Annotated in this window: 25 protein-coding genes and 1 tRNA gene; 9 read left to right on the forward strand and 17 right to left on the reverse strand. The window is 57.5% G+C overall.

All coding sequences use genetic code 11. The annotated features are described in order from the left end of the window. The first annotated feature begins 46 nt into the window (after positions 1 to 46). The 5 genes from ACR0AP_RS06835 (at position 47) to ACR0AP_RS06855 (ending at position 6,029) form a co-directional block, all read left to right on the forward strand. Positions 47 to 919 carry a MurR/RpiR family transcriptional regulator gene (locus ACR0AP_RS06835; RefSeq protein ID WP_480506178.1) on the forward strand — a complete coding sequence of 291 codons (873 nt, stop codon included), beginning with the start codon at positions 47 to 49 and terminating at the stop codon, positions 917 to 919. A gap of 103 nt (positions 920 to 1,022) precedes the next feature. Further along, positions 1,023 to 1,096, forward strand: a tRNA-Gly gene (locus tag ACR0AP_RS06840). A gap of 127 nt (positions 1,097 to 1,223) precedes the next feature. After that, a complete protein-coding gene (locus tag ACR0AP_RS06845) occupies positions 1,224 to 3,044 on the forward strand; it encodes an ABC transporter transmembrane domain-containing protein (RefSeq protein ID WP_480506180.1) in 1,821 nt (606 codons plus the stop codon). A gap of 159 nt (positions 3,045 to 3,203) precedes the next feature. Then, positions 3,204 to 5,093 carry an acyl-CoA synthetase gene (locus ACR0AP_RS06850; protein WP_209504646.1) on the forward strand — a complete coding sequence of 630 codons (1,890 nt, stop codon included), beginning with the start codon at positions 3,204 to 3,206 and terminating at the stop codon, positions 5,091 to 5,093. A 12-nt stretch (positions 5,094 to 5,105) separates the two neighbouring features. Further along, entirely contained in the window at positions 5,106 to 6,029 is a 924-nt protein-coding gene (locus ACR0AP_RS06855) for an alpha/beta hydrolase (RefSeq protein WP_480506182.1), read from the forward strand. A 10-nt stretch (positions 6,030 to 6,039) separates the two neighbouring features. On the opposite strand, the gene ACR0AP_RS06860 is transcribed toward ACR0AP_RS06855, so the two are convergent. From ACR0AP_RS06860 to ACR0AP_RS06925, 14 genes are all read right to left on the reverse strand, one after another. Continuing rightward, on the reverse strand, positions 6,040 to 6,876 hold the full coding sequence (locus ACR0AP_RS06860) for an alkaline phosphatase family protein (protein WP_480506184.1): 837 nt from the start codon (positions 6,874 to 6,876) through the stop codon (positions 6,040 to 6,042). A gap of 156 nt (positions 6,877 to 7,032) precedes the next feature. After that, the gene (locus tag ACR0AP_RS06865) at positions 7,033 to 8,670 is read right to left on the reverse strand and encodes an ABC transporter ATP-binding protein (protein ID WP_480506186.1); all 1,638 of its coding nucleotides are present in this window, start codon (positions 8,668 to 8,670) and stop codon (positions 7,033 to 7,035) included. After that, on the reverse strand, positions 8,667 to 9,482 hold the full coding sequence (locus ACR0AP_RS06870) for an ABC transporter permease (protein WP_209504928.1): 816 nt from the start codon (positions 9,480 to 9,482) through the stop codon (positions 8,667 to 8,669). The genes ACR0AP_RS06865 and ACR0AP_RS06870 overlap by 4 nt, the downstream gene beginning before the upstream one ends. After that, the gene (locus ACR0AP_RS06875; protein WP_209504642.1) at positions 9,482 to 10,438 is read right to left on the reverse strand and encodes an ABC transporter permease; all 957 of its coding nucleotides are present in this window, start codon (positions 10,436 to 10,438) and stop codon (positions 9,482 to 9,484) included. The genes ACR0AP_RS06870 and ACR0AP_RS06875 overlap by 1 nt, the downstream gene beginning before the upstream one ends. A gap of 15 nt (positions 10,439 to 10,453) precedes the next feature. Continuing rightward, complete coding sequence (locus tag ACR0AP_RS06880) at positions 10,454 to 12,040, reverse strand: ABC transporter substrate-binding protein (RefSeq protein WP_480506188.1); 1,587 nt, start codon at positions 12,038 to 12,040, stop codon at positions 10,454 to 10,456. Positions 12,041 to 12,274: 234 nt separating this feature from the next. Next, positions 12,275 to 13,378, reverse strand: coding sequence for a glycerate kinase type-2 family protein (locus ACR0AP_RS06885; protein ID WP_480506189.1), 1,104 nt, complete (start codon positions 13,376 to 13,378; stop codon positions 12,275 to 12,277). After that, on the reverse strand, positions 13,378 to 13,815 hold the full coding sequence (dtd, locus tag ACR0AP_RS06890) for a D-aminoacyl-tRNA deacylase (protein ID WP_480475727.1): 438 nt from the start codon (positions 13,813 to 13,815) through the stop codon (positions 13,378 to 13,380). Before dtd ends, ACR0AP_RS06885 begins: the two co-directional genes overlap by 1 nt. A gap of 42 nt (positions 13,816 to 13,857) precedes the next feature. Next, the gene (locus ACR0AP_RS06895; protein ID WP_480506190.1) at positions 13,858 to 14,526 is read right to left on the reverse strand and encodes a nitroreductase; all 669 of its coding nucleotides are present in this window, start codon (positions 14,524 to 14,526) and stop codon (positions 13,858 to 13,860) included. A 65-nt stretch (positions 14,527 to 14,591) separates the two neighbouring features. Continuing rightward, positions 14,592 to 15,695, reverse strand: a complete 1,104-nt coding sequence (locus ACR0AP_RS06900) for a TFIIB-type zinc finger domain-containing protein (protein ID WP_480506191.1) — start codon at positions 15,693 to 15,695, stop codon at positions 14,592 to 14,594. A gap of 47 nt (positions 15,696 to 15,742) precedes the next feature. Continuing rightward, positions 15,743 to 16,888 carry an SPFH domain-containing protein gene (locus ACR0AP_RS06905; RefSeq protein ID WP_480506192.1) on the reverse strand — a complete coding sequence of 382 codons (1,146 nt, stop codon included), beginning with the start codon at positions 16,886 to 16,888 and terminating at the stop codon, positions 15,743 to 15,745. Positions 16,889 to 16,910: 22 nt separating this feature from the next. After that, on the reverse strand, positions 16,911 to 17,831 hold the full coding sequence (locus ACR0AP_RS06910) for a DUF2927 domain-containing protein (protein WP_480506381.1): 921 nt from the start codon (positions 17,829 to 17,831) through the stop codon (positions 16,911 to 16,913). Positions 17,832 to 17,880: 49 nt separating this feature from the next. After that, positions 17,881 to 19,071 (reverse strand): toxic anion resistance protein, encoded by a 1,191-nt coding sequence (locus ACR0AP_RS06915; RefSeq protein ID WP_209597915.1) that lies wholly within the window; start codon positions 19,069 to 19,071, stop codon positions 17,881 to 17,883. A 30-nt stretch (positions 19,072 to 19,101) separates the two neighbouring features. Further along, positions 19,102 to 20,016 carry a 5-bromo-4-chloroindolyl phosphate hydrolysis family protein gene (locus tag ACR0AP_RS06920; RefSeq protein WP_480506193.1) on the reverse strand — a complete coding sequence of 305 codons (915 nt, stop codon included), beginning with the start codon at positions 20,014 to 20,016 and terminating at the stop codon, positions 19,102 to 19,104. 175 nt (positions 20,017 to 20,191) lie between these two features. Next, complete coding sequence (locus tag ACR0AP_RS06925; protein WP_480506194.1) at positions 20,192 to 21,007, reverse strand: pseudouridine synthase; 816 nt, start codon at positions 21,005 to 21,007, stop codon at positions 20,192 to 20,194. A 61-nt stretch (positions 21,008 to 21,068) separates the two neighbouring features. Between ACR0AP_RS06925 and ACR0AP_RS06930 the strand changes: the two genes are divergently transcribed. Further along, on the forward strand, positions 21,069 to 21,533 hold the full coding sequence (locus ACR0AP_RS06930; protein ID WP_209504632.1) for a nucleoside deaminase: 465 nt from the start codon (positions 21,069 to 21,071) through the stop codon (positions 21,531 to 21,533). Between the two features lie 8 nt (positions 21,534 to 21,541). Here the strand turns inward: ACR0AP_RS06930 and ACR0AP_RS06935 are convergent, their stop codons facing one another. Next, positions 21,542 to 22,234, reverse strand: coding sequence for a metal-dependent hydrolase (locus tag ACR0AP_RS06935; protein WP_480506195.1), 693 nt, complete (start codon positions 22,232 to 22,234; stop codon positions 21,542 to 21,544). Between the two features lie 59 nt (positions 22,235 to 22,293). Between ACR0AP_RS06935 and ACR0AP_RS06940 the strand changes: the two genes are divergently transcribed. Further along, complete coding sequence (locus ACR0AP_RS06940; protein ID WP_480506196.1) at positions 22,294 to 22,965, forward strand: ceramidase domain-containing protein; 672 nt, start codon at positions 22,294 to 22,296, stop codon at positions 22,963 to 22,965. Between the two features lie 75 nt (positions 22,966 to 23,040). Here ACR0AP_RS06940 and ACR0AP_RS06945 read toward each other — a convergent pair whose 3' ends face one another. Then, complete coding sequence (locus ACR0AP_RS06945) at positions 23,041 to 23,604, reverse strand: DUF4202 domain-containing protein (protein WP_480506197.1); 564 nt, start codon at positions 23,602 to 23,604, stop codon at positions 23,041 to 23,043. 157 nt (positions 23,605 to 23,761) lie between these two features. Next, positions 23,762 to 23,920, reverse strand: a complete 159-nt coding sequence (locus ACR0AP_RS06950; protein ID WP_209504628.1) for a hypothetical protein — start codon at positions 23,918 to 23,920, stop codon at positions 23,762 to 23,764. Between the two features lie 228 nt (positions 23,921 to 24,148). On the opposite strand from ACR0AP_RS06950, the gene gatC reads away from it, so the two are divergent. Continuing rightward, a complete protein-coding gene (gatC, locus tag ACR0AP_RS06955; protein ID WP_267365979.1) occupies positions 24,149 to 24,436 on the forward strand; it encodes an Asp-tRNA(Asn)/Glu-tRNA(Gln) amidotransferase subunit GatC in 288 nt (95 codons plus the stop codon). Positions 24,437 to 24,439: 3 nt separating this feature from the next. Then, positions 24,440 to 25,927: an Asp-tRNA(Asn)/Glu-tRNA(Gln) amidotransferase subunit GatA gene (gatA, locus tag ACR0AP_RS06960; RefSeq protein ID WP_480506198.1), complete on the forward strand. Its 1,488-nt coding sequence runs from the start codon at positions 24,440 to 24,442 to the stop codon at positions 25,925 to 25,927. The last annotated feature ends 30 nt before the right edge of the window (positions 25,928 to 25,957 follow it).

Consider the following 25,957-nt stretch of genomic DNA (forward strand, 5'->3'; position numbering starts at 1 on the left):
TACAAACGAACATATCCTGTAGAAAATTTGAGAAACGAAGGTGCCGATGGCCACCGTTGCGAAACTTGTCAAACAGCGGATCCAGGAAGAGCTTGACGATCTGACACGGTCAGAACGGCAGCTGGCCTCGGTCCTCTTGCAAGATTATCCGATGACCGGCTTGCAATCGATCACCAAGCTGGCCGCTGCGGCGCAGGTCTCGACCCCGACGGTCATACGTATGGCACGCAAGCTGGGTTTTGACGGTTTTCCCGCCCTGCAGGACGCCCTGCGAGAGGAGGTGGCGGCACAGATCAAAAAGCCGATCTCGAAACGGGATGCCTGGGTTGTGGATGACGAGGCGGAACATCCCACAACGCGGTTTGCACAGGCCGTTTGGACAAATATGCGTCACACGCTGGAACGTCTGGACAAAGAGATGTTCGACACCGTTGCCCAGCTTCTGGCAAACACGGATCGCCATCTTTACGTCGTGGGCGGGCGTATCACGCGATCAAATGCGGATTATCTGTTCAATCACATGCAGATTATTCGACCCAATGTGACGATGCTGGGCAATTCGGCAAACGTTTGGCCGCAGTACCTGCTTGATATGGATGAAACCTCGGTTCTGGTGATTTTTGATATCCGCCGATACGAGGCCTATCTCGAGAAACTGGCGCAGGTCGCATCCAGCCGCGGCGTGACGGTTATCCTGTTCACCGACCAGTGGGGATCACCGATTGGCAAGACCGCCAATTACACGTTTCATGCACTGGTCGAGGCACCCTCCAGCTGGGATTCAACAATAGCGCTACAGCTGATTTCGGAAACCCTGATCTCTGAAGTGCAAGAGGCCCGATGGGAAGAAAGCAAGGAACGCATCGAGGAACTCGAGCGGTTTTTCTCCTCGACGCGGATATTTCGCAGTCACGATTAAAGGCCGTACATCCACCAGGAAATATCACGGTTTTGGTCGTGCGAATTTTCACACTTCCCGCTTGACGCGCCCCGGCGCATGACTTAACCAGCGCAAACCATGTGCGGGTATAGCTTAATGGTAAAGCCCCTGCCTTCCAAGCAGGCTATGTCGGTTCGATTCCGTCTACCCGCTCCAATCCCCACTGATTTCTGCGTCAAATGGCCCTTATGGTTGGCTGTTTCTGGCAGGAATGCTTGACCGGAACGGCGGCTGGGGCCAAGAAAGCGTTCACTTTGTAGCGTTCAATACACAAGGGCCGGACATGGCAAGACAGACCGCCAATAAACCAGCACAATCAGCGGCTCCTGGCGCTAGCGAAGAGCGGGCCCGCTCAAGGAAAATCGGGGTGCTGCGGTCGCTCTGGCCTTTCATGAAACCTTACAGGCTATTGATGATCGGGGCGACACTGGCGCTGATCCTGACAGCCAGTATGACGCTGACCCTGCCATTGGCCGTGCGACGCGTTGTCGACAATTTCCGCATTCAGGACGGTGAATTGCTGGACTGGTACTTTTTGGCAGCGTTGGGCATTGCCGCTGTTCTGGCTGCGGGAACCGGTGTCCGATATGCGTTGGTCACACGGTTGGGGGAACGTGTGGTTGCCGATATCCGCAAGGCTGTATTTGATCGTGTGATCGGCATGAGCCCCGAATTCTACGAACGTATCATGACCGGTGAAGTGCTGAGCAGGATCACCACTGACACGACACTCATCCAATCGGTTCTGGGCTCATCCGTTTCCATAGCGCTGCGCAACATGCTGATGTTTGTCGGCGGGCTGGTTCTGATGCTGTTGACCTCGGCCAAGCTGACCGGCCTTGTCTTGCTGCTTATCCCCGTGGTGGTGGTGCCGATATTGATTCTGGGGCGGCGTTTGCGCGTGATCAGCCGCGAAAACCAGGATTGGATTGCGGCGTCTTCCGGAAACGCGGGCGAGGCATTGGGGGCGGTACAGACGGTGCAGGCCTTTACCCACGAACAGGCCAGCCGCCAGCAATTTGATGAGATGACCGAGATGTCCTATACCGTTTCGCTGCGTCGGATTCAGACGCGCGCGGTGCTGACGGTGATTGTGATATTTCTGGTATTTTCAGGCATCGTTGGCGTTCTGTGGATGGGTGCAAATGACGTGCGCAACGGTGTGATGACCGAGGGCGTTCTGATTCAATTCGTGATCTACTCGATCATCATGGCGGGTTCAGTTGCGGCCCTGTCCGAGATTTGGAGCGAGCTTCAGCGCGCCGCCGGAGCCACCGAGCGACTTGTCGAGTTGCTGAATGCCGAAGATACGGTTTCTGACCCCGTTAACTCGGCTCCTTTGCCAAAGGACGTCCGGGGCGAAATCCGGTTCGAAGATGTAAGTTTTCGCTATCCAGCGCGCCCCGATACAATCGCGCTGGATCACTTGTCGCTTCAGGTAAACCCGGGCGAGACCGTTGCCTTTGTCGGACCGTCAGGGGCGGGCAAGACGACGATCATTCAATTGATTCAACGATTTTATGACCCGAACTCAGGCCGGGTGATGTTGGATGGCCATGATCTGCGGGAATTGGATCGCACAGATTTCCGGAAGTTTATGTCTTTGGTGCCGCAGGATCCGGTGATCTTTGCCGCCTCAGCCCGCGAAAACATTCGCTTCGGTCGTCTGGACGCAACGGATGCCGAAGTAGAAGCCGCAGCCCGTGCCGCCATCGCACATGATTTCATTGCCGCCTTGCCCGATGGGTATGACAGTTTTGTCGGCGAACGCGGTGTCATGCTGTCGGGTGGGCAAAAGCAGCGTATCGCAATCGCTCGCGCCATATTGCGCGACGCACCTGTGCTGCTGCTGGACGAGGCAACCTCGGCCCTTGATGCGGAGAGTGAGCGTGCGGTGCAGGGCGCCGTGGATCAGATGCGTGCCGGTCGCACGACCCTGATTGTTGCGCACAGATTGGCCACCGTAAAGAAAGCCGACCGCATTGTCGTGCTGGAAGAAGGCCGTATCGTGGCGCAGGGCAGCCATGATGATCTGGTGTCCCAAGATGGGCTATATGCGCGCCTCGCAAGACTGCAGTTCACCGATGGCGTAGCCGCAGAATAGGAGTGACGCTCGGGCATTTGTGAATTCGCCGTAGCGTCATTCTACATTTTACCCCCTTTGAAGGCTAAGGCCTCGCTTGCGCGAGGGTTGTTTTGCTTCCATCTTGGTTGCGAACAACAAACTCGTGCAAAAACACGGGAGAAAAACGGGAGGAACCACATGGCCTTTGTGGGATTGGAAGACAAGACGCGCATAGAACAGGAGATGTCGTGGGAGGATCGGGATTTGCCTGTCACCTTCCATCAGCTCCTGTCGCGCACGGCAGAGAAATTTCCCAACCACAACGCCATCAGTTTTCAGCTGCTTTCCGGGCCCACAGACAAGGCTGAAACCCTGACCTGGTCGGAACTTCTGGGTAAGGTCAATCAGGCAGCAAACCTGTTCCGCTCGCTGGGTGTCGGTGAAAAAGACGTGGTGGCGTATGTGCTGCCAAACTGTAACGAAACGCTGATTACCATGATGGGCGGTGCAGTTGCGGGAATCGTGAACCCCATCAACCCGCTGCTGGAGCCCGAGCAGATTGCGGCGATCCTGCGTGAGACAGGCGCCAAGGTGGTTGTTACGTTAAAGTCCTTCCCGAAAACAGATGTTGCCCAGAAGGTGGAAGAGGCGGTGCGCCACGCGCCCAAGGTCAACACCATTCTGGAAATCGACCTGAATCGGTACCTGACGCCGCCCAAGTCGTGGCTGGTTCCCTTCCTGCGCCCCAAGATGGGCGAAAAGGAAAAGCTGGCGCATGCGGATTACAAAAACTTCAACAAGGAACTTGCCAAGCAACCGACGACGCTGACATTCGAGGACAGCAAGGAAGATCGCGTTGCTTGTTATTTCCACACCGGTGGGACCACCGGGATGCCCAAGGTGGCGCAACATAAATACTCGGGCCTGATCTACAACGGCTGGCTGGGCAAAACGCTGTTGTTTGATGAAAATGACGTCATCATGTGCCCGCTGCCGATGTTCCACGTCTTTGCCGTGCATGTGATCGTGATGGCCGCCGTTTCGTCAGGTGCGCATGTAATTTTCCCGACACCTGCAGGTTATCGCGGTGACGGTGTGTTCGACAATTTCTGGAAGCTGATCGAGCGCTGGAGAGTGAGCTTTATCATCACTGTTCCAACCGCGATTTCAGCCAAGATGCAACGCCCGGTAGATGCCGATATCTCAAGCGTGAAAACCGCCTTTTCGGGTTCGGCGCCGCTGCCGGTGGAGTTGTTCCGCCGCTTCGAAGAGGCGACGGGCGTCACCATCGTCGAAGGCTACGGCCTGACCGAGGCCACCTGTCTGGTCTCGTGCAACCCCGTGGATGGCGAGAAAAAGATCGGTTCGATCGGCATTCCGTTCCCCTATACGGATGTCAAAATCCTGCTGGATGGGCCGGATGGACCGACAGAGTGCGGCACTGATCAGATTGGTGAGATCTGCATCTCGAACCCCGGTGTGTATGCAGGCAACACGTATACTGAGGCCGACAAGAACATTGGTCTTTACCACTTTGACAAATACCTGCGTACGGGCGATCTGGGGCGATTTGACGAAGACGGCTACCTTTGGATCACCGGTCGCGCCAAGGACCTGATCATTCGCGGTGGTCACAATATCGATCCTGCTGAAATCGAAGAGGCGCTGCTGGGTCATAATGCAGTTGCCTTCGCGGGGGCGATCGGTCAGCCGGACGCGCATTCGGGCGAAGTGCCCTGTGCCTTTGTTGAATTGGTCGATGGGGCTTCGGTCACTGAAAATGAGCTGCTGGAGTATTGCAAGGTTCACGTGCATGAGCGTGCTGCACAACCCAAGCATATAACCATTCTTGACGAGTTGCCGAAAACTGCCGTCGGTAAGGTGTTCAAGCCGGACCTGCGCAAACAGGCCATCACCCGCATTTACAACGGTGCTCTTGACGCTGCGGGGCTTGCTGCGCGGGTTGTTCTTGTGATCGACGATAAAAAGCGTGGACTTGTCGCGCAGCTTGACGCGAACGGATCTTCGGAAGACGATGTCTCGAAAGTGCTGGGCGCATATACCCGGCCCTGGGAGTGGTCCAAATAAGCCGGAGGAACAATGGACTATGAACGCCTGATCGACGAAGAAACCTGGGCGTTCATACGCCGCACGGCCGAAAGCTATCCGGATGATGCGGTCGATTTGTCCATCGAGGACCAGCGTCGGGTCTATGACACGATGTGCAAGCAGTTTCGCCAACCGCGCCCTGCCGGTGTCGAAACCCAGGACCTGTACGCTGATGGCGTGCCGGTCCGCCATTATACCGCCGGGCATCCGACCCGAACGGTTGTCTATTTTCATGGTGGTGGCTTTGTCGTTGGCGGGTTGGACAGCCACGATGATGTCTGTGCCGAGTTTTGTGCGCAGACAGGATACCGCGTCGTTTCAGTCGACTACAGGCTGTGTCCTGAACATGTGCATCCAGCGCAGTTCCAGGATTGCTGGACAGCTGTGAAATGGGCGGCGGTCGAGTATGGCGACCCGCTGGTTCTGGCCGGGGACAGTGCAGGAGGAAATTTGTCAGCAGCTATTGCCCACCATGCGCGCGGGCGGTTGGACAATATTCTGGGGCAAGTCCTGATCTACCCCGGCCTTGGCGGAGATCAATCGCGCGGCTCATATCTTGAGCACGCCCATGCTCCTTTACTGACACTGGACGATATTAAATTCTACGAAACCGTCCGATACGCAGGTACCCCGCCTCAGGGCGATCCGACTTACGCGCCCTTACAGGACAATGATTTCTCGGAACTGCCGCCTACTGTTGTGATTACCGCTGATTGTGATCCGCTCCGTGATGACGGGAAGGTCTATTGCGAGCGGATCAGTGCAGCTGGTGGTCTGGCCCATTGGATCAACGAACCTGGCCTTGTCCATGGGTACCTGCGCGCGCGAACCTCGGTAAAGCGCGCAGCAGACAGTTTCGAACGGATTTCGATCGCAATCGAAGCGCTTGGGCAAGAAATCTGGCCCTACGACTGACGCCAGCCAGTTACTTCAGGAAAGGCTTAGCCTTCATCGTCTCTGCGAGGGGCGCACCCAAACGGTTCAGAATGGTCGGGGCCAATTGGACCTGATCTATCACGGTTTCAGCGTCAGGCCCGTCGGCATCACCGAAGTAATACAGCGCGGTTTCCTGTTGCAGTGGGCTGCGCCCACCGTGGTGTCCGCGCTCGTCCTGACCGTGATCGGCGGTGACGATCACCTCATACCCTAGTTGGCGCCAGCGTGGGATGAACGGGGCCAGCATCTCGTCTGCAACAAAACAGGCATGATCCATTTCCTCGCAGTCGTGATAGAAACGGTGACCCATGCTGTCCAATGTGCAGGTGTGCAGGATGCCATAGTCCAACCCAAAGCGCAGACACAGATTGGTCAGGGTCGCAAATAGATCGATGTCGGACGGGGTCATCTGATTGTCTTTGCCGTAACCGGTCATGCTGTGAAAGCGACCGTGATTGATGGTCTGGCTCTCTGGCTCGTCATATTCGACGTCCCGCACATAGTCGAACGGGTGACGGTTGAAGAACTGCGACCAAAAACTGTGCGTTACTGCCCCAGTCACGCCGCCGGCCTCACGTACCTGGCTAAAGATATCCTTGTGGCTCAGGCGAAAAACGTTGCCGTTTCCGGTGCAGCCGTGTTCTTGCGGGGTTACGCCCGTATGGATCGATGCATAGCAACTGGCCGAAGTTGAAGGCAGCACCGCGCGGTGCTTCCACACCCGAGCTTCGCCGCTGTCGACCCAGCCTTCGAGGTTGCCGAACAGGCGGCGGAAATTCCGGTATGGCACTCCGTCAAGGATGATCAATAGTAGTTTACGGTCCATGGTTCGGCCTTTTGATCTGAGTATTTCATGGGGACGATACGCGAGTTGAAACCACGCGCCTGTCAAATCGCGTCCCAAATAATAAATTCCCGACGTCAGCCAAGATGCAAAACGCCGGGAATCCATTTCTTCAAAGTGATGTTACAGGCGCAGAGATCAGTTCCCCGCGCTTTCCATTTTGCGATGGGCAACGACCTCTTCCAGCCAACCCAGATGCATCTCGGGCACCGAGCTCAGCAGCAGGTCTGTATAGTCGTCGAATGGCGGGCTGAGCACCTGGCTCTTTGGGCCATAGCGCGCCACGCGTCCCTGATACATCACCGCAATGCTGTCGCTGATCGCCCGAACCGTCGCCAGATCGTGGGTGATAAACAGGTAGGCCACATCCTCGATCTTCTGCAAATCCAGCAGCAGCTTGAGGATACCGTCCGCCACAAGCGGGTCGAGTGCCGATGTCACCTCGTCACAAATGATCATCTTGGGCTTGGCCGCCAAAGACCGCGCGATACACACGCGTTGCTTCTGGCCACCGGACAACTCGGCTGGGTAACGGTCGATGAACTTCTCGCCCAACTCGATCTCGTCCAGCAACTCGACAACCCGTTTGCGTTTTTCGGCACCGCGCATGTTGAAGTAGAACTCCAGCGGGCGCCCGATGATCGTGCCGACGGTCTGGCGCGGGTTCATTGCCACGTCAGCCATCTGATAGATCATCTGCAACTCGCGCAGGTCCTCGCGGGATCGTCCGGCAAGATCAGGCGAAAGTTTGCGTCCGGCAAACGTAATCTCGCCATCGCGCGGCGGCAACAGGCCGGTGATCACCCGGGCGAGTGTCGACTTACCAGAACCGGATTCGCCCACAACTGCCAGCGTCTGCCCCGGATGAAGCTCGACATTGACGTTGTGCAGCACGTCGAAATTCAACCCCTTGTAACGTGCGGTGATACCGTCAACGCTCAACAGTGGTTCCGCTGTGGGCTGTTTTTCTTCGTGCTCGATCGAACGGACCGAGACCAGAGCTTGCGTGTACTCTTCCTGCGGGTTGTTGATGATCTGATCGGTTGACCCGTATTCAACCGTATTTCCCATCCGCAGAACCATGATTTCGTCGCTGACCTGCGCCACGACCGCAAGGTCGTGCGTGATGTAAAGAGCAGCAACACCGGTATCGCGAATGGCTTCTTTGATCGCCATCAGCACGTCGATCTGCGTGGTCACGTCCAGCGCCGTGGTAGGTTCATCGAACACCACCAGATCGGGTTCGGGGCACAGCGCCAGCGCAGTCATGCATCGCTGCAACTGTCCGCCTGAAACCTGGTGCGGGTAGCGGTCACCGATATTATCCGGGTCGGGTAGGCCTAGTTTGGCGAACAGTTCCCGCGCGCGGCCTTCGGCCTCTCTTCGCGAAAACTTCTTGTGCTCGACCGCAGCTTCGACAACCTGATCCATGATCTTCTTGGCCGGGTTGAACGACGCGGCAGCGGATTGCGACACATACGCAACCTCACCCCCGCGCAGGTTGCGGATATCGCCATGTGACGATTTCAGGATATCGCGCCCATTTACCCAAACCTCGCCGCCGGTGATTTCAACACCACCCCGGCCATAGGCCATGGAAGCGAGGCCGATGGTGGATTTCCCGGCACCGGATTCTCCGATCAGCCCCAGCACTTTGCCGCGTTCAAGGTCAAAGCTGACCCCGTGCACGATTTCGATGTCATGGGGTTTCTCACCCGGTGGGTAAACGGTCGCACCGATCTTGAGGTCACGGACCTTGAGAAGGGTATCACTCATCCCCGACCTCCTTTCAGCGATGTGGTTCGGTTCAGGATCCAGTCAGCCACAAGGTTGACCGAAATCGCGAGCGTCGCGATGGCCACGGCGGGGTAGAGCGCTGCGCCAATGCCATACACGATGCCGTCCTTGTTTTCCTTCACGATGCCGCCCCAGTCGGCCAGCGGCGGCTGTACGCCCAGGCCCAGGAAGGACAGGGTTGAGATAAACAGAACCATGAAGATGAACCGTAGCCCAAACTCGGCCACTAGCGGTGACAGGGCGTTTGGCAGGATTTCGCGGAAGATGATCCAGGCACGGCCCTCGCCGCGCAATTTGGCCGCCTCGACATAATCCATCACGTTGATGTCGACAGCAACCGACCGCGACAGGCGATACGGACGTGTCGCGTCCAGAAGCCCCATCACCAGGATCAGGATCGGGACCGTCACCGGGACGATGGCCAGAATGACCAGCGCCAGGATCAGCGTCGGGATCGACATGACCAGATCAACTGCCCGGCTGAGCACCTGATCGGCCCAACCGCCCAGAACCGCAGCCAGCAAACCCAGCGACGTGCCGGTTACAAAGCTGAGGATCGTAGCCGCAGCAGCAATGAAGATGGTGGTGCGCCCGCCATAGATCATGCGTGTCAGTAGATCCCGACCGATATTGTCGGTGCCCAACAGGTGTTCGGCGCTTGATGGCTCCCACACGTCGCCAACCACTTCGGCCATACCGTATGGTGCAATCAAAGGTGCGGCCAAGGCGACAAAGAAATAGAGACCTGTGAAAAACAGACCGATCATCGCCGAAATTGGAATATTCTTCATCATTTCGGATGCCTCAGTCTTGGGTTGGCCAGGATCGATACGATATCGGCCACCATGTTCAGCCCGATATAGACGGCGGCAAAGACCACACCACACGCCAGCACGACCGGCACGTCACGCTTGGTCACCGAGTCCACCAGGTATTGTCCCATGCCGGGATAAACGAACACCACTTCGACTACGACAACACCCACAACCAGATAGGCCAGGTTTAGCATCACCACGTTTACAATGGGTGAGATTGCGTTCGGAAAGGCATGTCGCGCAATGACCTGAAAGTTCGACAACCCCTTTAGTTCCGCCGTTTCGATATAGGCCGACTGCATCAGGTTGAGGATCGCTGCGCGGGTCATGCGCATCATCTGCGCCAGAACCACCAGTGTTAGCACGAATGCGGGCAACGCGATCGCATTGAGTTTTTGCCCAAATGACATCGAGTCATTGATCATCGCAAGCGAGGAAAACCAGCCCAGCTTTACCGAGACATAGTAGATCACCACATAACCGATCAGAAATTCGGGGATCGAAACCGTTGTCAATGTGATGGCAGAGATCAGCTTGTCTGGCCAGCGGTTGCGGTAGCGGACTGCCAGCAGGCCCAGAAAGATGGCAAGGGGAACCGAAACCACGGCCGCGGCGCATGCCAGAAACAATGTGTTGCCCAACCGTTTGCCAATGCTTTCAGCAATGTCGAGCTTGTTGGTCAGGGACTGACCCAGATCACCCTGAACGATACCGCCCAGCCATTCGAAATAGCGGGTCAGGGCAGGCCGGTTCAGGCCCATTTCTTCGCGAAGGTTTGCAAGGGCCTCTGGGGTTGCGGACTGCCCCAGGACGGCTTGCGCTGCGTCTCCGGGAAGGGCTTCGGTCAGGCCAAAAATCAGAGCCGAAGCGCCAAACAGCAATAGGAGTCCCAGCGCAAGGCGCTGGGAAACCAGTTTGATGATAGGATGCATGATCCGTGGCCCGTTTTAGACGAACCACATTTTGCGGGACATGTTGCCGTTCATCATCTCTTGGTTCGGGTCTGATTCCCAACCATCCAGCTGATTACTGACGCCTTCAACAAAGTTGTTGAACATCGGGCAAATCAAGCCGCCTTCGTCGCGGACCATACGGCCCATCTGGCTATAGATGCCTTTGCGCTTTTCTGCATCCAACTCTGCACGCGCCGCAAACAGCAAGTCGTCAAAGGCCTGAACTTTGAAACGAGTGTCGTTCCAATCCGCAGTTGACAGGTAAGCTGTAGTATACATCTGGTCCTGTACAGGGCGACCACCCCAGTACGACGCACAGAAGGGCTGGACGTTCCAGACTTCGGACCAGTAGCCATCGTTGGGCTCACGTTTGATTTCCAGTGGAATACCGGCCTGCGCGGCCGTCTGCTGGAACAGGGCAGCGGCATCCACCGCACCTGGAAACGCGCCATCTGCGACACGAAGGATGATCGGCGAACCATCATGGCCGGACTTCTTGTAGTGCTCGGCTGCTTTTTCGATGCTGAATTCGCGCTGCTCGATTGTTTCGTCAAACAGTGGGTAGGCCGCGTTGATCGGCATATCATTACCGATCGAACCGTAGCCTCGCAGAACCTTGTCTACCAGGTCTGCCCGGTTGATGGCGTATTTCAGCGCGGTGCGCAGTTCATTGTTATCAAACGGTGCCGTGTCGCAATGCATGATGAAGACGTAGTGACCGCGACCAGCGGTTGAATGTACGGTCAGGTTGGGTGCGCGGCCCAACAGGTCGGCAACTTTGGGTTCCACGCGGTTGACCGCATGGACCTGTCCGGATTGCAGGGCAGCGGTACGCGCAGTTGCGTCGTTGATGACGATGACTTCGACACTGTCGAAATTGCCGTAATCGCTGTTCCAGTGGTTTTCGTTCTTTGTAAACAAGTGACGCACACCGGGTTCGTCAACTTCCAATTTGTACGGTCCAGTCCCGATACCTGCCCCTGGATTATCCATACCGCCATCAGGCTGAATGATCAGGTGGTAATCGGCCATCAGATAGGGAAGGTCGGCGTTTGGCTCGGTCAGGGTGACCTGGAAGTTGTCGCCGTCAGCTTTCATTGACTCAATGCCCTTCATAATGCCCAGGGCACCGGACTTGGAGTCTTCGTTCGAGTGGCGCTGCATGGTTTTCAGCACGTCTTCGCTGGTCATGGTCTTGCCGTTGTGGAATTCGACACCCTGACGCAGCTTGAAAGTCCAAACCTTGGCATCAGCGCTGCCTTCAACGCTTTCCGCCAGACGAGGCTCGATCGAACCGTCCGGTGCAACTTCGACAAGCTGGTCACCAAACTGTTTGCCGTTCTGGAAGGGAACAGAGCTTGCGTAGGTCGCCGGGTCCAGAGAGTTAGTGGATTCACCACCCTGAAGACCAAATTTCAAATCACCGCCCTTTTTCGGGCCAGCAGCCCGAGCGGCGTCTGCGAACATTGTGCTGGCCATCGCAGCCGAAACACCCAAAGCCGCGGCTTTCCCCATGAATTCGCGGCGGGTCATTTTTCCGGCTGTGACCTGACCGGCCATATGCGTGATTTGTTCGTTCATCGAGTATTCTCCCTATCGAGTGGTTTTAACCCTTTTCGGGTTTTTGTTGACGCATGAGTCAACGTTGGCTTATTTCAGCGGGCCGGGCAAGGGTATTTCTCCTCAATGCCGAAGGCCGAAGCGCAAGTAACCTTGTTCGGTGCGACGCCCTTTCCACAAGAATACTATGATACAATCGTGTTTCAGACCAGTTTCCGAGCCTTTACGGTCCGGGGCGGCATGAAATACGCCAAATCATCCACGTATTGCGACAACCAAGTCCATGACATTGGTGCCAGTTGGCCCGGTTGTCAGCAAGGCTTGGGCTTTTTCAAGAAACGAGCCGCTGTCAGCTTTTTTTAGGGCGGCTATACCGCTTTCGTTCCATGTTGCACCGGTAATGATTCCCCCTGCCGCATTGGTCGGTCCGTCTGTGCCGTCCGTGCCGCCGACAACAACTGTCAGGTTTGATTGCCCGGAGATTTCCCGCGCCAGTGCAAGTGCCAATGCCTGGTTTCGTCCACCGCGCCCAGGGTGATCCGGCAAGACCACAGTCGGTTCCCCACCGAAGACCATCACGCCCTTCTCCATGCCGCGCAGCAGTTGGCCAAGATGTGCGGCAACTTTCAGATAGTCATCATGCAGCGCCTCTTCATTGGCCCAAACCTTTAGCCCAGCTGCTTCGGCGGCTTGCACAACCGCATTGCGGGCATGGGCGTTTGAGGCCACGATCCGAGTGGTGGCCCCAAATGTGTGGCTGGAAGGCAAAGCGCCGATACCCGATCCAATGACATTGAGGTCGTCGCCCGGTACATCCGAGATGGCCAGAACGGTCGCGCGCGCGCCCGCAAAGTGCGACAGTAACCCCCCGCCTTTGATGCGGGACAGTTTGCGCCGCTCAGCGTTCATCGCACCGATATCCATCCCCTCTGAAAGCAACTTGCGGTTCAATGCTTCGAGATCGCTCAGTGATTTTCCGGGCAAAAGGTCTTCGGCCAGCGAAGATGCGCCACCCGACACCAGAAGCAGCACATGTGATCCGGGGTCCATCTGTTCCAGCGCCTTACGCAGAGCACGCCCGCCTTCAAGGCTGCGGTTGTCCGGAACCGGGTGCGAAGCTTCGATCACCTCGACAGTGTCCGGCAAGTCACGGCCGTGATCGTCCTTGGTCACAACAAGCGTGGGAACCGTGCCGAACCGCGCCAAGGCCGCCCGTGCCATGGCGGCGGCGGGCTTGCCTACGGCCAGAATACGGTCCGGTTTCGGGATGTCGTGCAGGGCGGCCTCGGTGGCGGTGTATCCATCAACGGCCTCAACCCCGGCGCGCCAAAGTTGAACGGCTTGCTTTTCAGTATCCATCAAGTCTCCACCCAGATTGTGACCGGTCCGTCGTTGACAAGTTCAACGGCCATGTCGGCCCCGAATTGTCCAGTTTCCACCGCTACACCTTGCGCAGCAAGGTAGTTTGCGAAGGTGTTATACAGATGCTCGCCAAGTTCGGGCGGTGCTGCAGTTGAAAACCCCGGCCTGTTACCGCTTGTTGTATCTGCCGCCAGTGTAAACTGGCTGATCACCAAGGCTGACCCTTTTACATCCAGAAGCGAGCGGTTCATCTTGCCCGCATCGTCCTTGAAAATCCTGAGTCTGGCGGTTTTCCGGGCCAGTTTTTCAGCCTGGGCTTCATCGTCCCCCTGCATGGCGCAGACAAGAATCAAAAGCCCCGGACCGGATGCGCCAATGACATTGCCATCGACCGATACTTTGGCTTGCGAAACTCTTTGCAGCAATGCGCGCACGCGGTTCCCCCCCCTTGGCGATTATCTTGCCTGAGCGATGGTTTAGACGCGCCAGTCGACAAAGTCACCCAGCACGGCACGATCTGTACGAAAGTTATTTGCGGGGTGCTTTCCGTCCGAATACCCAAAGGAAATCGCGCACAGGATCAGGCGGTCTTCCGGGATCCGAAAATATCTGTGCAGGAACGGGCCATACGCGGCTAATGCGGCCTGAGGAATGGTTGCCACACCCAACGCCTGCGCTGCCAACGAAAAAGCCGTAACAAACCCTCCGCAATCCATTGCGCCATATGGCCCAAGTTCCGCCGGGCTTGAGACGATGGCGCAATGCGGTGCATCGAACAGAGCGAAATTGCGCATCATTTGTCGGGCCGATCCTGCCCGGTCCCCGCGTTCCACACCGACGGCTTCATAGAGCGCCCAACCGCACGCGCGGCGGCGGTCTTGATAGACGCCGGAGTATGACGCGGGAAACGGAAGATCGGGGGCCGGTACGCCTGTTTCAGCTTCGTTTTGCATCGCAGCACGGAACCTGTCGGTCTCTGCGCCGCTTGTGATTACCAATTGCCACGGCTGCGCGTTACACCAGCTTGGGACCCGGGCCGCGCTGGCCACGATTTGCTCGATCTGCTCTTTTGGTACAGGGTCGGGCAGGAAGGCCCGGCAGGAATGGCGATTTTTCAGAAGGTTATTCAGTTCTGCAAATGACACAGGCGCCTCGTTTCTACGTCTCGACACTTGGGATGATCATGCCACGCCAGATGTACAAGAGACCGCTATTGCTGCCCGTTGGCTGCCAGATACCCGACAACCCCGGCGACGAGCAGGCCCAGAATAACGGCAATCGTGATCTTGATGGCTGACCAGGGGCGTTCCCCCTGAACCCGCCCGGTTCGGCCGTTCACCACAAATCGATAGGTTTGCCCGCGATATTTGTATGCCGCCAGCCAGATCGGTAGCAGAATATGCTTGAACGTGACGTCTCGTACCTCGGTGTCTACCGTGTGGATACGCTGCTTGTCGCCCCCAATATCGAAACGAACATCCCGTTCGATCACGCGCGCCATATGCGCGCGGGCCTCGCTGTAGCCCTCTTTCAATTCGACCGTATACGCTTCGGCGCGAAACCCGGCGAGGTATTCTGGCTGGTAAGGCTCCAGCGCAGGCAGATCCCAAGGCTGCAGCGCGTCGGTGTAGGCCTTGGGCAGCGACTGCGAGGCCAGCACCAGGACGTCATCAAAAAACCGCGCAACACGACCCGATTTGGGCGACCAGCGCACCTTTGGCACCTGCTGCTGAACCCGTTTACCGTCCCGCATCACTGTGTGGGTTTCATAATAGATCACGCCGCGCTCACCACGGTAGGCGGACTTGGTGTCGGCATCAAAGGTCCAGTACGGAACATAGATGCCCTGCATCTTGCGGCCCTTGCGGGCATAGTCTTTCAACCCGTTTGGCGCGAACCATAACCGACCCAGCCAATCGCTCATCGCCTTGTGCGCCTCGCGCTCGTCGAAAGCAAAAGGCAGAACACCCTTTGGCTTGATATGCCGGTTCACGCCGGTGTCAGTTACCACCGGCGTGGCACAGAACGGGCATTCCGCAGCGTGCGTGTTGGGGTCGAATTCAACCTGCGCCGCGCAGTTCGGGCAGGACAGAACGCGCGTCTGTTCCAGCTCGCTGTCAGGCAGACGGTCCGCAATGGCCGCGTCAAAATCCAGTTCGCGCAGGCTGGCACCTTGCCATGGGCCCGATCCGATTGGTTCCGAATGACCACAATGATCACATGTCAGCGTACCATTGCTAGGGCTGAACCGATAATCCGCACCGCATTGCTGGCAGGGAAAGCGGTGCTCTGCAAGGTCAGGGGCGTTTGTCATACGTTACCCAATAGTGTCAGGTCAGATGGAGGAGTCTTGCGCTTCGGTCAGGCCCCCGGCGGCGGTGGCGGCAGAATGGTGAACAGTTGCGCCAGTTCCTGCACGTCACCGGCCTTTTTCCAGCCGTCCTGGCCCGCGGTCCAAACAAAGGTGTCGCGCGTCAGATCACCCTCGCTGGCCATTCGGCCCATCCTGGCTTTGGAGTATGGGCCGCTGGTCTGCCCATCCACGGCGATATGCCAAACATGCTCGACCGGCGGCGGCGGCGGGGCCGCATGAGTTGACGGTCGTGGGGCAGCGGGGGCGGGCGATCCCCACGGGCCGCTTGGCTGGGCCGCTGCCATGTTTGACATCTGCTGTGCCATCGCCATGCCCATTCCCATGCCAAGACCTGCGCCCATGCCACCGCCCTGGCTTGGGTTGCTGGCCGCAGCCGTCATCGCCTCGGCTGCGGAATACTGTGTGAATTTGCCCAGATCTCCGGCCAATCCCATCGAGGTCCGCTTGTCCAATGCGGCCTCGACCGCAGGCGGAAGCGAGATGTTCTCGATGTAGAATTCAGGCATCTCCAGCCCATAGCCTTCCAGCACTGGGGAAACTTCGGCCGCGATCAATTTGCCCAGATCAGCCGTGTTCGCTGCCATGTCCAACACGGGAATGCCAGACCCCGAAATAACGCGGCTGAACTCCTGCACGATGATGTTGCGCACCTGAAAGCTGATCTCGCTCATGGTGAATTCGCCGTCAGTTCCGACGATTTCAACAAGGAATCTGGCCGGGTCTTTGACCCGAACGGTATAGGTGCCATAGGCGCGAATGCGGGTCGGACCAAACTCGGGGTCGCGCAGCATGATCGGGTTCTTGGTCCCCCATTTCAGGTCATTGAACCGGGTCGTGTTGACGAAGTAGATCTCGGACTTGAAGGGCGACTGAAAGCCATGATCCCAGTGCTGTAATGTGGTCAGGATCGGCATGTTGTTGGTCTCAAGCATATAGAGACCTGGCGTGAACACATCTGCCAATTGCCCTTCGTGCACAAATACAGCCGCCTGACCTTCGCGCACCGTCAGCTTGGCACCGTATTTGATTTCATGGCCTTCACGCTCGAACCGCCAGACCATGGTGTCGCGAGTGTCGTCAACCCAATGGATGACGTCAATGAATTCTCCGGTCAGAAAATCGAATATTCCCATTTGGGTTCTCCTGTCCTTGGGGTCAGAGCGGCTGCCCCATCAATTCCCGGGCAATGACATGCACGATGGGGCGGGCCTGATCGACTGTCACGCCGGGCTCAAGCCGCTTGTCATAAAGCATTGTCAGTAGTTTTTCGTCATGGCTCGTCAGCAGGGCAAACTCGTCATCATCATTGAAGATCGATGGACGCGCTGCCGGGCTATCGTTAGACAATCCCAGCCCCTGTGCGATTTCTTCGTGGATACAACTGCGACGGACCAGGTCAGTCAATTCGGCCCGGATCAACGCAACGGCGCGCACATATTTATACGGAGACGCCGTTGTCGCCGAGGCAAAAACAAAACAATCGAAATTCGATCTCGGATTTGCGACCAGATCAAGCGAAGCCTGACTGATATTCGGGATCAGCTGTTTCAGTCGTGACACCACATAGGTGCTGTCGTCCTTGCCCGCGAAGAAGACGTGGAAATTTGCGTTTCGGGAGACCACGGAAATCGGATGATCCGTCAGCCTCGCCAAGCGCGAGGCAAAGGATTGAACCCGTTCCGCATCCTGTTCCCGTACAGCAGGCAGCACGGAAGGCCCAAACTCGGTCTGGATGCGCACCGGCCCCGACCAACGGCTGAGCTGCCCGTCTGTCTGGCGCGACCCGATGGAAACGTTTTGGGTCGGATATTCGCTGTAGAACGCAATCGCTTCGAAATTTCGCGCCAGATCCTGGGCATCATAAGGCGTATCGGGCCCGCCCCCGTCTGTCCGCAATAACCCCCGCACCAGAAGGTCGCGTTCGACACGCTGGTAAAACCGCGCCAGATCCTGACTTGCGGCAGAGGGCGGTACATAGGCATTCGCCGCAACAGAAACAGGCGCCGGGCGCGCTTGCGGCGCAATCGAGGATGTCAGTGTTTCATCGCAATTGGCCAAAGCCAAAAACGCCGCCATCCCCAGCGCCATTTTCAGATATGTAATATCCCGCACGCCCAGTTCAGCCTCAGCCGGGGACAGCGGTTCCGGCGTTGTCGCCGGTCCCGTCTCGTCGCGCCTTGGCGGATGCCAGAGTGTCGCGCAGTTCCGCCTCCATCTTCTGCAGCTCGGCCTCGGCCGCGGCACGTTTGGCTTTTCCTTCATCCGCAATGGCCAGGCTTTCGTTGATAGTGCCGATCAGGTCTGCGTTGGCCTTTTTGACAGCTTCGATATCGAACACGCCGCGTTCCATTTCCTCGCGGATCATCTTGTTCGACTGGCGCAGATTGGCAGCGTTCGAAGTCAAAAGCTCGTTGGTCAAATCGTTGGCGTCGCGCACCGCGGCGGCAGCTTCGGCGCTGCGCTGAATGGTGACGGCCTGTGCCAGTTGCGTTTCCCACAGCGGCACGGTGTTCACCAGCGTCGAGTTGATCTTTGTGACCAGAGACTTGTCGTTCTCCTGCACCAGCCGGATCGACGGCAGCGACTGCATCGTGACCTGACGGGTCAGTTTCAGATCGTGCACGCGGCGCTCCAGATCGTCACGCGCGGCGCGCATGTCACGCAGTTCCTGCGCTTTCATCACTTGTTCTTCTTCTGGCGCGGTCTGAACGGCAGCTTCCCTTTCGGGGATGTCGTGGCTGTCCAATTCGGTCAGCTTTTCTTCACCCGCCGCGATGTACAGCGCCAGTTCATCGTAGAAACCCAGAGTTTTTTCATAAAGCAGGTCCAGCGATTTGATGTCCTTGAGCAGTGTATGCTCATGCCCCAGAAGATCGTCGGTTATGCGGTCGATCTGCCCCTGAACTTCTTCGAACTGAGCGGTGAATTTCGCAAATGGCGCGGCCCTGCCCAGCAGCCTTTCCCACCAGCTGCGCTCGCGGCGCACATCCAGTTCACTGACTGAAAAACCGCGGATGGTGGTCACAATATTGCGCAGGCTGTCGCCTGCCGGGCCAACATCCTTGTTGCGCACATCCGCAAGCATGGCCTGACTGATTTCCTGCAATTCGGCCTGAGCGGAAGACCCGAAAGCAACAATCGAATTGGTGTTGCTCATGTCGATCTCGTCCATGCGCTTACGAATCTCGGCACTCACAGGTTCGTCGGCTTCTTCAAGCGAGATTACCTCGGCCTTTGGTTCGGGCAGGGCAACTGCGGTGACTTCCTGCACCAGTGTTTCGGCCTGAGCCGCCTTGTTTTTGATCTCATCGGACATGGGGATGTTCCTCGCTCAAATAATGGCCGGTCAGTCCAACCGGACGCCTTCGCGCTGCAGCCTTTCGCGCAGCACGTCGATTTCGACCGTCAGATCACTGCGGTCATCCAATAGCATTTTGCGCGTACACGCGGCGAAATTCTGTTCCAGATCATCCAGTAGCGCGATGTAGTCTGTCATCGCCTGCGCATCGCGGGTCCGGGCATAGACATCGGCGAACTTGACCGTCGCATCACGCGCGCCCTGTAGATAAACCGTCATGTATTTTCGCGCGCCCGCCAGATCGCGGGGGTCTTCCTCGACCGTTCGAAAAAGGTCACGTGCGGTGTCCTGAAACCGTTCCAGACGGGCTTCGATCCGGCGATCACCCGCGCGTTTGATGGCGTCCGTCATCTCGGAAAGACGGTTTTCCGCATCCTCAACGACCCGGGCAACGCGATCTTGCTGAAAGGTGTCAATTCCTTCCATGCCCTTGTCCTTCATCGGGTCAAACCCGAAGGAGGCGGAATGCAGCACCGTTGCTGCCACGCCGAACAAGACGGGGGCTAGCAGGCTGACTTGCGATACCGCTTCCGCATTCAGAAACTCGGTCCGGTAGGACGCAAGAGCGGCGCCCAGACCTGTCAGAAGGCTGGCAAAGATTTTACGGGGAAACGCAGGCCGGCGGGCAGCCTTACGGGCGTTAAACGCGGCTTCGGCCCGCAGACCTTCGCGCAGCAAGAACGCAGCTGCCGTCAGCAGGCCAGCTGCGATCAGACCTATGGTCATGCCAATCGCGCCGTCGTTCAGCGACAGAAATACCAATGGGATGGCCGGTATGAACAGGACATTGGCACGCGCGCCCGCAGGTTCGACCCGCGCGCCATCGAATTGCCCACGGGGCTGAAGAGTGTCGCCGGACGTATCATCCTGAGGGCTGTACTTGCCGCCAAATCGCTTTGCCATGCGTTACAAGCCCCCAAGCACGCCTGTGCACACGCCAAACAAGAGCGCCAGCAATACGGCGTAGGCGAATTTTTGCACTCCGCTTCCGGACATCACGCTCCCCAATTAGCAGCAATCACAGAAAATTTAGGGGATACGCAGGCTTGGCGCTAGGGGGAAGGTTGCCGAACCTGCATCACTTGCGGGGATTCTTGCCGATGGGCGGGCGTTTTCTTTGTGGTCGCGTCGGGCGTTTGGGGGCCGCTTCGGGTTTGGCATCCGAATCCAGCCCAAGTTGATCGCGCATAACGCGGCGGCGGATTTCTTCGACTTCGCCCGGCTTCAGATTGCCCAATTGGAACGGGCCGTAAGAAACCCGCAACAAACGGTTCACATTAAAACCGATATCTTCCATGGCCCGACGGATTTCTCGGTTCTTTCCTTCGCGCAGACCGATGGTCAGCCAGGCATTGGCCCCTTGCTGGCGATCCAGCGTGACGGTCATCGGCTGGAACCGCTCTCCCTCAATCACCAGCCCTTTGCGCAACGGTTCGAAATCTTCGTCTTTCGGGCGGCCGTTTACCCGCACACGGTATTTGCGCAACCAGCCGGTCGCGGGCAGTTCGAGCTTGCGCTTGATAGCACCATCATTAGTCAGCAGCAGCAGACCTTCGGAATTCAGGTCAAGCCGACCAACGCTCATCACCCGAGGCATGTCTTCGGGCAGCTTGTCGAAAATCGTATCGCGCCCTTTTTCGTCGCGGGTTGTCGTAACCAGCCCAGCAGGCTTGTGATACAGCCACAAACGCGAGGGTTCCGGTTCCGAGACCGGTTTGCCGTCGACCACGATCTTGTCTTTCGCCGTCACGTTCAGGGCGGGGCTGTCGATGGTCTTGCCATTCACGGCCACGCGGCCAGCTTCGATCATGCGCTCGGCCTCGCGCCGCGACGCGACGCCAGCACGGGCCAGGACTTTGGCGATCCGGTCGCCAGGAGGAGGGGTCTTGTTCATGTCTGGGCCATACCCTATCCCGCGCGCTTGCGAAAGGCAGGTTTCTGATGCAGTCAGGGGCATGGTGTTCAAATCGCATATGGAACAGGCGCTGTGTGAGGCGCGCGCAGCAGCGGATCGCGGCGAAGTGCCCGTTGGTGCGGTCATAGTCGGGCCGGACGGCTCTGTTGTGGCGGTGGCAGGAAACCGGACGCGTGAGTTGAACGATCCTACTGCGCATGCAGAAATCCTGGCTTTGCGCGCGGCCTGTGCGCAGACAGGTTCAGAACGTTTGCCGGATCATGACCTTTATGTAACGCTGGAGCCTTGCGCTATGTGTGCCGCGGCCTTAGCGGCCGTGCGCATCCGGCGCATTTACTACGGGGCCGCCGACCCCAAATCGGGGGGCGTGGCACATGGGGCCCGCGTGTTTTCACACCCTCAGGCACACCATGCGCCCGAAGTCTATGACGGTATCGCCGGGGAAGACGCCGCAGAACTTTTGAAAGACTTCTTTGCGTCGCGCCGGAAGGGTGAGCCGGGCTGAAGCACGGACTACAGTTTGATTGGGTGCATCACCTCAGGCTCGATCACGTCCACACCGGGTAACCCGTCAACCAGCGCCTGAGCGGATTGCTCAAGAATCGGGAAGGTCTTGTAGTGGCAGGGAATTACCGTCTTGAAGTTGAAGTATCTTTTGGCGGCGTAGGCGGCAGCTTTCATATCCATGGTGAAATGCCCGCCCGCTGACAGGATGCCGATATCGGGTTTGTAGTAATCCCCCATCCAGTCCATGTCGGCCATGATGTCGGTATCACCTGAAACATAAAGCATGCGCCCCTCGGCACTGATCATGAAGCCGACCTCGCTGCCGCCTGTGCGCAGGCCGTCCGGTGTCGAAAAGGTCGAGCTGTGAGAGGCCGGGACCATTGTTACCTTGACCCCGTTCAAGTTGACCGTGCCGCCCTTGTTGAAACCAATGGTCTCGATGCTTTCGGCTTCGGCCCAGTACCCCATCAGGTCATATTGTCCCACAACCGGAATCTTCAGGTGTTTGGCCAAAGGCAGAACGTCGACGACATGGTCAAAATGCGTATGGGTCAGAAGGATGTGGGTGGCGCCATCAACGGCGGCGTCATGCTGTTCCTCGGGCAAGACCGGGTTGCCGGTCAGCCAGGGGTCGATTAGCAGCACCTGTCCCTGGGTTTCGATACGGAAACTTCCATGGCCCAACCAGATAATGTTCATAATTATTTCCTCCCAATCATTCTGTTGGCGGCAGCCTAACATCGGATAAGTAAATTTCCATGGATTGGTTTCGTGAAATAGACGGGTACTGCGAGCGGCTGTCTCCAGCCTACTGGGCAGAGCCCGTTAACGCGGTCACAAACGCTGCATTTCTGATTTGCGCATGGGTCATGTGGCGGCGCTTGCGAAATCAGGACATGTCTCTGGCCAAGGTACTGGTGGCGCTTTTGGCGATCATCGGGGTTGGCAGTTACCTGTTTCACACGCATGCGCAGGTATGGGCGGCTTTGGCGGATGTTGTGCCCATACTGTTGTTCATACTAGTCTATATTTTTGCGGTGAACAAAGACATCTGGAAGATGCCTTCGTGGTTGGCGTTCGGGGGTATGCTTCTTTTTCTTCCCTATGCGACGGCTGCTGTCCCACTGTTCCAACAGGTTCCGGGGCTTGGAGGGTCGGCGGTTTATGCGCCAGTCCCTTTGCTGATCCTGATCTATGCTGTTCTTTTGCGCGGCCGTGATCCGATTCTGGCCAAAGGACTGACAGTAGGGGCGTTGATCCTGATCTTGTCGATTACCTTCCGTGCCCTCGATATGCGTTTCTGCGGCCAATGGCCGGTGGGGACACATTTCATGTGGCATCTCCTGAATGCCATTATGCTGGGCGGGATGATCGAAGTGTATCGTGCGGCCCTCATCAGGGGCCGCGTCACCCAAACTCGTGGATCATGAGCAAATGGCGCGGAGGCCTGTCGTGACCATCCTTCAGACTTATTATTCGGTCGATGAAACGGCGTTGGCCTTTTCTCAGTCTTGAAAGGCTGCGGCCAGATGATCCGGCAGGTCGAATTCGCTTAAAACCCGTGCGCGGCCCTCGGGCGACATCTTGCGGGCAGTCTTTTCAACAATGCTCTGGATTTTCTCGGCTGAGTGTTTCGCCGCAAAGGGCTGGAAATACCATTTCAGAAACACAAAGCAGATCACATCTTCCAGCGCCTGCACCTCTGCATCGCGTTTGATGCCTTGCTTGCGCAACATGCGACCCGCGGCTTCGGCCTGCTCAGTGTCATAGCCTTCTTGGGTCATCAAACTCATCACCACGTCCGCGTGATGCACACCTTGCGCCTTGCGCCAGGCCAGATAACCCGCCCGACCTTCTGGGAATTCATTGCGGGCAAGTTTCCACCGCTCGACATGTTGACCACGCGCTGCAATCTGCAAGGCGTCGGACGCGCCCGGAAACAGGCGGTCAAGCTCTGCGCTCATGCGCTCGCCGTAAAGCCGCGCTTCGGGGCGGCCATCATCGCGATTGGGGTCATTTGCGTTCGCCGCATCGATGGCATCCAGGACCGCTTGTTTTTGCGTGTTCATCAGCTGCTCCACTTGCTTGTCAGAACCGCAAGTGCCTTATGCAGTTCCCTTTTGGTATTTGCAGCAATGCTAACGACTCGCTTTGGGCTGTGCACCCTCGAATATGCGCTTTGGCCGGGTCGGAGAGGGGAAATCCGACCCGGCCGGAACCTGCGCATCACTTTGCAGGTTTAACCTTGTCCTGAGTGACCGGTTCCGTCACGGGCGAGGGGAAGGTCAACGTGCGTGTCAGGTTGCTTGTGTCGATACCCAAGGCCATGGCCGGTGCGGCCAAAAAGGTGGCGGACAAGACTGCGGCAATCATCAGGGGTTTCATGTTTTTCTCCGGTTTGCGTTGTGTCGCACAACTAGAAATGAACAGTACAGTTCAGTTTTCAAGGTCAATATTGAACTAATTAGTTTACTTTTTTGCATACCACTCATTCAGTTTTGAATGGCGGGTGTCATGCGGCGGAACTTAAACTCGGGACGGCCCATGGCGCAGCGGTCTTGCGACTGCCGCAACAGACAGGTAAACGCCCCATAACGTAGATGAGGGAAGCCGATGTCGATTGACCAAAGCACCGCCGCCAAAGTGGCCAAACTGGCCCGGATCAAGGTCGAGGATGACGCGCTGCCGGCGCTGGCATCCGAGTTCAACACAATCCTCGGGTTCATCGAACAGCTGAACGAAGTGGATGTCGAAGGTGTCGAGCCGATGGTCTCGGTCACGCCGATGCGGCTGAAACGCCGTAAGGACGAGGTAACCGACGGCAACCAGCAGGGCAAGGTGCTGGCCAACGCCCCTGACGCCCGCGAAGGGTTCTTCGCAGTTCCCAAAGTGGTGGAGTAAGACATGAGCGAGCTGAACAAACTGGGTCTGGCCGAGGCGCGCGATGCGCTGCGCTCAGGTGACGTCACTTCTGTCGAGCTGACCGACGCCTGCCTGAAAGCCATTGACGAGGCAGATGCGCTGAACGCCATTGTCCACAAGACACCCGAACTTGCAATGGAGCGCGCCAAGGCTGCGGATGAGCGGATCCAGCGTGGCGACGCACCGTCGATGTGTGGCCTGCCGATCGGCATCAAGGATCTGTTTTGCACCAAGGGTGTGCCCTCGCAGGCGGCGTCGAAAATCCTGGAAGGGTTCAAGCCGGAATACGAATCCACCGTTTCTCAGCAACTGGCCGACGCAGGCGCGGTGATGCTGGGAAAACTGAACATGGACGAATTCGCCATGGGATCGTCCAATGAAACATCGACCTATGGCAATGCGGTCAGCCCGTGGCGCCGTGGCAACGATGATGCGCAACTGACACCGGGCGGCTCGTCTGGCGGGTCTGCGTCTGCCGTGGCTGCTGATTTGTGCCTGGCTGCGACAGGTACCGACACCGGAGGCTCGATCCGCCAGCCTGCGGCCTTCGTTGGCATCACGGGCATCAAACCCACCTATGGTCGTTGCTCGCGGTGGGGTATCGTCGCCTTTGCGTCCTCGCTGGATCAGGCAGGACCAATGACCAAGAACGTGCGTGATGCAGCGATCATGCTGGAAACCATGTGCGGACATGACCCCAAGGATTCGACCAGTGCCGAACTGGCGGTCCCGAATTTCGAGGCCATGCTGACCGGTGACATCAAGGGCAAGAAGATCGGTATCCCGAAAGAGTACCGTATGGACGGTATGCCCGCCGAGATCGAAAAACTCTGGGCCGATGGCGCAGCGATGCTGAAAGCTGCGGGTGCCGAGATTGTCGACATCTCGCTTCCGCACACCAAATACGCACTGCCCGCCTATTACGTGATTGCCCCGGCCGAGGCGTCTTCGAACCTCGCCCGTTATGACGGTGTTCGCTATGGCCGCCGCGCACAGCTGGCGCAGGGCGATGGCATCACCGAGATGTACGAAAAGACCCGCGCCGAAGGCTTTGGCCCCGAGGTGCAGCGCCGCGTGATGGTCGGCACATATGTGCTGTCCGCAGGTTTCTATGACGCCTATTACAATCGTGCGCGCCGGGTCCGGACTTTGATCAAGAAAGACTTCGAAGACGTGTTTGCCGCAGGCATCGATGCCATTCTGACACCGGCAACTCCTTCGGCGGCTTTCGGTCTGGGGGAAATGACCGAGGCGGACCCTGTTCAAATGTATTTGAACGACGTCTTTACAGTTACCGTGAACCTCGCTGGCTTGCCCGGTATCTCGGTCCCCGCAGGGCTGGATGCACAAGGTCTTCCCTTGGGGTTGCAGCTGATCGGGCGCCCATGGGAAGAAGGTGACTTGCTCAACACCGCTTATGCGCTGGAAAACGCAGCCGGATTTGTGGCCAAGCCCGGCAAATGGTGGTAAGCCTTCGGGCAACTGGATTTCTGAAAACGG

It is taken from the genome of Ruegeria sp. AF7, assembly GCF_056541885.1.

Coding starts and splice junctions, on each gene's coding strand:
- ACR0AP_RS06905 (WP_480506192.1), bottom strand. CDS start 16,888: ATGGGAATATTCGATTTTCTGACCGGAGAATTCATTGACGTCATCCAT.
- gatA (WP_480506198.1), top strand. CDS start 24,440: ATGAGCGAGCTGAACAAACTGGGTCTGGCCGAGGCGCGCGATGCGCTG.
- ACR0AP_RS06880 (WP_480506188.1), bottom strand. CDS start 12,040: ATGAACGAACAAATCACGCATATGGCCGGTCAGGTCACAGCCGGAAAA.
- ACR0AP_RS06850 (WP_209504646.1), top strand. CDS start 3,204: ATGGCCTTTGTGGGATTGGAAGACAAGACGCGCATAGAACAGGAGATG.
- ACR0AP_RS06915 (WP_209597915.1), bottom strand. CDS start 19,071: ATGTCCGATGAGATCAAAAACAAGGCGGCTCAGGCCGAAACACTGGTG.
- ACR0AP_RS06920 (WP_480506193.1), bottom strand. CDS start 20,016: ATGGCAAAGCGATTTGGCGGCAAGTACAGCCCTCAGGATGATACGTCC.
- gatC (WP_267365979.1), top strand. CDS start 24,149: ATGTCGATTGACCAAAGCACCGCCGCCAAAGTGGCCAAACTGGCCCGG.
- ACR0AP_RS06835 (WP_480506178.1), top strand. CDS start 47: ATGGCCACCGTTGCGAAACTTGTCAAACAGCGGATCCAGGAAGAGCTT.
- ACR0AP_RS06945 (WP_480506197.1), bottom strand. CDS start 23,604: ATGAACACGCAAAAACAAGCGGTCCTGGATGCCATCGATGCGGCGAAC.
- ACR0AP_RS06885 (WP_480506189.1), bottom strand. CDS start 13,378: ATGGATACTGAAAAGCAAGCCGTTCAACTTTGGCGCGCCGGGGTTGAG.
- ACR0AP_RS06910 (WP_480506381.1), bottom strand. CDS start 17,831: ATGGCGGCGTTTTTGGCTTTGGCCAATTGCGATGAAACACTGACATCC.
- ACR0AP_RS06855 (WP_480506182.1), top strand. CDS start 5,106: ATGGACTATGAACGCCTGATCGACGAAGAAACCTGGGCGTTCATACGC.
- ACR0AP_RS06870 (WP_209504928.1), bottom strand. CDS start 9,482: ATGAAGAATATTCCAATTTCGGCGATGATCGGTCTGTTTTTCACAGGT.
- ACR0AP_RS06935 (WP_480506195.1), bottom strand. CDS start 22,234: ATGAACATTATCTGGTTGGGCCATGGAAGTTTCCGTATCGAAACCCAG.
- ACR0AP_RS06875 (WP_209504642.1), bottom strand. CDS start 10,438: ATGCATCCTATCATCAAACTGGTTTCCCAGCGCCTTGCGCTGGGACTC.
- ACR0AP_RS06865 (WP_480506186.1), bottom strand. CDS start 8,670: ATGAGTGATACCCTTCTCAAGGTCCGTGACCTCAAGATCGGTGCGACC.
- ACR0AP_RS06845 (WP_480506180.1), top strand. CDS start 1,224: ATGGCAAGACAGACCGCCAATAAACCAGCACAATCAGCGGCTCCTGGC.
- ACR0AP_RS06930 (WP_209504632.1), top strand. CDS start 21,069: ATGGTGTTCAAATCGCATATGGAACAGGCGCTGTGTGAGGCGCGCGCA.
- ACR0AP_RS06940 (WP_480506196.1), top strand. CDS start 22,294: ATGGATTGGTTTCGTGAAATAGACGGGTACTGCGAGCGGCTGTCTCCA.
- ACR0AP_RS06900 (WP_480506191.1), bottom strand. CDS start 15,695: ATGACAAACGCCCCTGACCTTGCAGAGCACCGCTTTCCCTGCCAGCAA.
- ACR0AP_RS06950 (WP_209504628.1), bottom strand. CDS start 23,920: ATGAAACCCCTGATGATTGCCGCAGTCTTGTCCGCCACCTTTTTGGCC.
- ACR0AP_RS06925 (WP_480506194.1), bottom strand. CDS start 21,007: ATGAACAAGACCCCTCCTCCTGGCGACCGGATCGCCAAAGTCCTGGCC.
- ACR0AP_RS06860 (WP_480506184.1), bottom strand. CDS start 6,876: ATGGACCGTAAACTACTATTGATCATCCTTGACGGAGTGCCATACCGG.